This is a genomic window from Candidatus Zixiibacteriota bacterium (assembly GCA_020853795.1).
Classification (GTDB): domain Bacteria; phylum Zixibacteria; class MSB-5A5; order CAIYYT01; family CAIYYT01; genus JADJGC01.
On record JADYYF010000062.1, the window covers coordinates 44679 to 51024 of the forward strand.

The window sequence follows — 6346 nt, forward strand, 5'->3', positions numbered from 1 at the left end:
CCCGGCAACGAGACGGGCCGTTTCGTTTTCCCAATTTTCCCTTGCCAAAGGGGGGTCGTCGCAGGGTATTATATGATGCATGCTCATACACGAACTGCTCTTCGCGACCGCTGATCGTTGCGGCGACCGCCCGGCCTATTGGCTGCGCTACGGGCAGGAGACGCGTCCCCTGACGTACTCCGAATTGGCTGATCGCGTCCGGACTCTCGCGGCCGGCCTGCAGGAACTTGGTGTCGGCGCCGGCGACCGCGTCGGCCTCTATGCGCCCAATTCTCCCGACTGGGGGCAGATCTACTTGTCGATCCTGACGGCGGGGGGGATCGTCGTGCCGCTCGATCCGCAGGCGAAGTATCTGGAATTGCGCTCGATCATCACGCGCTCGCAGATGAAGTATCTGTTCTGCGCCGGCAGCACCTACGACGATCTGACCCAGTTACAGTCGATGTCGGCGCCCTATCCCGACATCATCGCGATCGACCCGCCGCGTGACCGCAGCGTGCCGATCGACCTGTCGCTCGACAAGTTGATCGACCTGGGCCGCGGTCGCGAGCTGCGTCCCTCGGCGGCGCAGCCGACCGACATGGCGATCCTGATCTTTACTTCCGGCACTTCCGGCGACTGCAAGGGCGTCATGCTGTCGCACGATAACATCGTCTCCGACCTGCAGGCTGTGACGGCGTGTCTGGCGATCGGACCGGACGACGTCTTCCTGTCGGTACTGCCGTTGCACCATACGTTTGAGGCCACCTGCGGCTTTCTATATCCGCTGTCGATCGGCGCGTCGATCGTGTATGTCAGCTCGCTCAAGTCGGCCGATGTCATGGCGGACATCAAGCAATTCAAGGTCACCGTCATGTGCGGTGTGCCGCTGCTGTTCGAGAAAATGTACGGCGGCATCGAGCGCGCGCTGCAGAAGAAGTCACTACCGGCACGGCTGTTCGTGCGGTTCGGACAGAGGTTCTCCGACCTGACCAAGTCGCTGCTCAATCAGCCGGCCGGATCGCTGATCTTCGCAGCGCTGCGCCGCAAGGCCGGGCTCGATTCGATTCGCATGCTCGTCTCCGGCGGCGCCGCGCTCGATCCGGAGATTGCGCGCTTCTTCAACAATCTTGGCATCTTGCTGCTGCAGGGCTACGGCCTCACCGAGACCTCGCCGGTGCTCTCGGTGAATGACAAATCCGACAACAATTATGCCTCCGTCGGCCGCCCGCTGCCGGGAGTGGAGGTCAAGATCATCGATGCGAACGAACAGGGCATCGGCGAGATCGCCGTCCGCGGCCGCATGGTGATGCTCGGATACTTCGAAAATCCCGGCGCCACTGCCGCCGTGATGAATGACGGCTTCTTTATGACCGGCGATCTCGGCTACCTCGACAACGCCGGACACATTCATATCACCGGCCGCAAGAAAAATGTGATCATCACTCCGGCGGGGAAGAACATTTACCCCGAGGAGATCGAAGCCGTGATCGACGCTTCGCCGTTCATTATGGAATGCACCATCCTGCCGCGCCCCAAGGGTACCGGGCAGGAGCCGATCGCCGTCGTCGTTCCCGATTATGAATTCATCGCGTCGATCAATAATGGCAACCGCCTGAACGACGCGGAGATTCGCGAGCTACTGCGCGAAGAAGTGTTGCGCCACTGCAATCAGTTGGCGGAGTACAAACGCGTCAAGGACGTCATCGTGATGACGGAAGAGCTGCCGAAGACCTCGACGCGTAAAGTGCGCCGCCACGTGCTGCTCGAGACGCTGCAGAAATTGGGAGCGATCTGACCCGCGCGTCATGTTTAAGAACTTCGGAATCCGGGTGACGACGAAGGGTGACGGCGATATCATCGACCTGACGCTCAGGGTCGCGCAATCCGTCACCGATTCCGGCATAATCGACGGCACCGCCCTCACGTTTGTGCCGGGCTCGACAGCCGCCATCACGACGATCGAGTATGAGCCGGGATTGATTGCGGATCTGCCGGAAATCTTTGAGAAGCTGATTCCGTCAAACAAGACCTATCACCACGATGCCAGTTGGGGTGACGGCAACGGCTACGCGCACCTGCGCGCTGCCCTGGTCGGCGCTTCATTCACTTTCTCGATTGTCGGCGGCAAACTGATGCTGGGCACCTGGCAGCAAATCGTCCTGCTCGAGTTCGACAACCGCCCACGCCGGCGGGAAATCATCGTGCAGATTCAGGGCGAATAGCGCGTCGCGCTGTGCACCGGGATTCTGAGGAACCTTGCGCCACGTCCTGCGTTCTTACAGCGGTATGCGGAACCCCACGCTTGACATCTTGAGCCGGCCACAATGAGCAATTGGCTGAGTATTATCGTCCTGATTGGCGCGGTGATCTTCTACGCCTACTGGCTCAAGCGGGGCGGTGGCTGACGGTAAGACTCAAGCGGCTGCGTGTCAGTCGGACAATTTTCATCCCGCTTAATTGCCTCGACAGAATAAAATTCGTTTTACAATATGTGCCAGCCAGTTACGTAACTTGCTTATTGGTTTGCATATACGCCGTCATTTTTTAGTGAAACTTGTTGACAATTATTCCCGTAATATTATTATTGATAGACGATAATTCTGATTGGTGGCTTGTTCGCCGATAATCTTCAAGCAACGAGGTGATGTGTATGAACTACGATGCCGTGTCGGAAAAGACCCTCCAAAACGTTGGCTATTCTTCTATGCCGGATGACGACGTTTTCAAGCTCGAAGATACTTACGGCGCACACCACTACACCCGCTTGCATACTGTCATTCATCACACGGAAGGCGCGTGGCTGTACACCAAGGACGGCCGCAAGATTCTTGACTGCCTGTCGGCCTACAGTGCTGCCAATCCGGGGCATCATCATCCACATATCGTCAAAGCGATCGTGGATGCTCTCCACAAGGGCTATGGCTCGGTAATTTCCAACGTCGTTTACACCGACGTGCGGGCGCAATTCCTTAAGAATCTCTGCGAACTCGTGCCGCAACTGGGGCCGCGTTTCGGCAACAACGGCAACAAAGCCCTCTGCAAGAATGGCGGCGTCGAGTCGGTCGAAACTGCCATCAAATTGGCGCGCTACTACGGCTACAAGGCCAAGGGCATTCAGGACGGCAAGCAGGAGATCATCGTCTTCTCGTCGAATTTCCACGGCCGCATGATTACCGTCGTTTCCTTCTCGGAAACACCGAAGTACAAGGAAGGCTTCGGCCCGCTGACGCCCGGCTTCAAGCTGGCTCAGTACGGCGACCTCAAGAGCGTCGAATCGCTTATCAACGACAATACTTGCGGCATCCTGGTTGAGCCGATGCAGGGCGAGGGCGGCATGTACATTCCGCCGACCGGCTTCCTGAAGGGCTTGCGCCAACTGGCCGACAAGCATGACCTGATGCTCATTTTTGATGAGATTCAGGTCGGTCTGGGCCGTACCGGCCGCGACTTCTGTTTCCAGCACGAGGATGTCACGCCGGATGCAATCATTATCGGCAAGGCGATTTCGGGCGGCCTGGTACCGTTGTCGGCATTGGTCACCAACTCGAAATTGATGGACATGGTCTTCCATCCCGGGACGGAAGGCTCGACTTACGGCGGCTATTCGCTGGCGATGGCGGCGGGAATTGCCGCAATCGAGGTGTTCAAGCGCGAACGGCTTTCCGAGCGTTCGGCGAAAATGGGCGCGTATCTGAAGGCCAAGATCGAGGCAGTCGCCAAGCGCTCGACGCATGTCAAGGAAGTGCGCGGCCGCGGCCTGTTCATCGGCATTGAAGTCAAGGACGGCGATGCCATGAAGTTCTGCCGCAAGCTGCTGGAGCTGGATCTTTTGGCCAACGACAGCCACGGCCACACGATTCGCATCAGCCCGCCGCTGGTCATTACTGAGGCCGAAGCCGACTATATCGTCGAACGGCTGGAAAAAGTGCTGGTCGACTAAGACAGAACTGCAGAGGTTCCTGATCTTGATCGGGCCTGCCCGCTGGGGCAGGCCCGATTGCTTTTGTGTTGTCAACGCCGGGATTCGAGTGTATAAGTCATAACACACAAGCTGAGTGGAGAGCAATAATGAAAGCCATTGCCATAGCGACCACCGCGTTGACCGTCATCCTGATCGGGTGTGCCGATGCCGCCGGACCGGGCAGCCCGAAAATCCAACTCAATCGCGACAGCACGGAGATCTTCGTTCGCTCCGGCGAAAATAAGCGCACGGTACTGCTGCATGTTTCCGATCTGGCGGACACCGTGCCGATGGCGTTTCCGCACTCGGCTGATCAACGCTTTGACAATCAGAAATTCCATCACATGGCAGCCTCCCCCGACGGCAAATGGGTCGCGTTCGTGTCCGGCACCGACGATCAGTGGCTAGGCGTCTACAATTGCGAACAGCAATATGACAAATTCGTGGTGTTCGGAATCCAGACGCGCTTCTACGATCTGATCTGGAGTCCCGACAGCAAGTACCTGGCCTACGGCTTCAAAGGGCCGGACCAGCGCCTGCTGATTCACTTGATGGAGCCGCAAGGGAAGAACGACGTCAGGCCGAAGCCGATGAACGGCTGGCAGAAGTTGACCCAGAGCAACGAGAACCTGCGACTGGTCGGCTGGAAACAGGCGGCAGATACGTCGTTCGCGTTCGAAGTGCTCGATTCGCTCGGGCGGGTCAGCGAGAGACAGGAAATTCCGCTGCACCGTCCCGCGCCGCCGAGTCAGCCGTCCGATCGGTAGCGGCAGTTAGTCTTTGTCCGCAAGCGACGCTTATCGTAATTTACTCCCGTGAAAATCCTGCTCGCCGCAGCGAATGCGGCGTCCTTCATCACGCGCGATGCCAGGATTCTGCGCGAACGACACGAAGTCGTCGAATACGTCCTGCCGCGCGCGCTGTGGCCCTCCGCCGCTTCGCGCCGGCTGGTGGACGACTGCGACCTGCTGTTCGTCTGGTTTGCGACCGTGCGCGCCTGGCCGCTGGTCGTGCGGGCGCGACGTCAGGGCAAGCCGATTGTGCTGGTGATCGGCGGGTATGAAGTCGTGCATCGCCCCGATCTCAACTACGGCACCGCGCGCAGACTCCTCCACCGCCAGGCCACACAATCGGTGCTGAATCGGGCAACGCGGGTGCTCACGGTCTCAAAATCTTCACACCACGATCTGCTGGCGAATTTCCAGGTTGACCCGGCCAGGACGAAGGTGATTCCGCACGGCTTCGAAGACCTGGCCGAGGGTATCGCGCGCCCCAAGTCGCCGAGTGTGTTGACGGTGGGCTATGGCCGGGAAGACACCTGGCGAATCAAGGGGCTGGAGGAATTCTTTGCCACGGCCGCGCAGATGCCGGACGTGAGCTTCGTGCACGTCGGCGGAATCGCTCCGGCGGTGCTGCAAAGCAAGGTGGGCACCCTGCCGCCCAACGTGAAGCTCGTCGGCGCGGTGCCGTATGCCGACATCGGCTCCTACTATGCTCCGGCGCAGGTCTACTTGCAGATGTCGCGGCACGAAAGCTTCGGCTGTGCGGTCGCGGAGTCGATGTTGTTTGAATGCGTGCCGGTGGTGAGTCGTGGCGGGGCGCTGCCGGAGGTTGTCGGCGACGCCGGGATCATCGTCGAAAGTTGGGCGACTGCGGATGTTGTGGCAGCGATCCGAGGCGCGCTGGCACTGCCGTCCAGCGCGGGCGTGAAGGCGCGCCAACGGGTGTTGACGGAATTCTCGTACGCGCGACGGCGGGATCGGCTATTGGCTGTGATTGACGAAGCGGTTGCGGTGCGTCATATCTCTTAGGGGCAATCAGGCTAAGATATCCAGCAGCGCGCCGCCGGCATCGATTTGGGCCTTCAAGGCGGCGACGTTGGCCTTAACCGCGTGCTCGGCGACGATCAGATCAACCTGATCGCGCGCGGGGTTGCTGTTTTCGAAATCGGCGATTCGGCGCGCGGCGCGGTCAAGCAGATCAAGGCCGCGATGAATGCCGGCAATCGAGTGGACGTACATGTATTCCTCCATGCTTCAAGATCGACACCGTTTCACTTCGAATTGACACGAATCGCGGCCTGCGCAGATTCTGCACAGCCGCAGTATCGCCATCGGCTGCAAGGTCTGGTGCTGCTTCTGATTGCTGCGGTGGTTTGGGTGCCGTTTTTTGTGCTGCGCTGGCTCCAGGCGCGACTCTCCGCGGAGCCTGCGAGCGGCGACAATTCGGTTGACAAATTCGCCCGATTCCGCTAAGCTATTTGTCTTATGATTTTAGGCCTTTTTCCACAGAGGAGCTGACCTTGAAAGAGTACCTTGCTGAGCAAATTCGCAATATCGGAATAGTCGGACACGGTTCGAGCGGCAAGACGACGCTGGCGGAATCACTGCTGTTTATGGCCAA

6 protein-coding genes are annotated in these 6346 nt (G+C 59.1%); 5 read left to right on the plus strand and 1 reads right to left on the minus strand.

Translation table 11 applies throughout. The annotated features are described in order from the left end of the window. The first annotated feature begins 79 nt into the window (after positions 1-79). The 5 genes from IT585_04520 to IT585_04540 all read left to right on the plus strand — a co-directional run bounded on the left by IT585_04520 (position 80) and on the right by IT585_04540 (position 5754). Entirely contained in the window at positions 80-1777 is a 1698-nt protein-coding gene (locus tag IT585_04520; GenBank protein ID MCC6962498.1) for an AMP-binding protein, read from the plus strand. A gap of 10 nt (positions 1778-1787) precedes the next feature. After that, on the plus strand, positions 1788-2204 hold the full coding sequence (locus IT585_04525) for a YjbQ family protein (GenBank protein ID MCC6962499.1): 417 nt from the start codon (positions 1788-1790) through the stop codon (positions 2202-2204). Between the two features lie 428 nt (positions 2205-2632). After that, positions 2633-3922, plus strand: a complete 1290-nt coding sequence (locus IT585_04530) for an aspartate aminotransferase family protein (protein ID MCC6962500.1) — start codon at positions 2633-2635, stop codon at positions 3920-3922. 128 nt (positions 3923-4050) lie between these two features. Next, a complete protein-coding gene (locus IT585_04535; GenBank protein MCC6962501.1) occupies positions 4051-4710 on the plus strand; it encodes a PD40 domain-containing protein in 660 nt (219 codons plus the stop codon). Between the two features lie 48 nt (positions 4711-4758). Next, on the plus strand, positions 4759-5754 hold the full coding sequence (locus IT585_04540) for a glycosyltransferase family 4 protein (GenBank protein ID MCC6962502.1): 996 nt from the start codon (positions 4759-4761) through the stop codon (positions 5752-5754). 6 nt (positions 5755-5760) lie between these two features. Here IT585_04540 and IT585_04545 read toward each other — a convergent pair whose 3' ends face one another. Further along, complete coding sequence (locus IT585_04545; GenBank protein MCC6962503.1) at positions 5761-5964, minus strand: hypothetical protein; 204 nt, start codon at positions 5962-5964, stop codon at positions 5761-5763. Between the last annotated feature and the right edge of the window lie 382 nt (positions 5965-6346).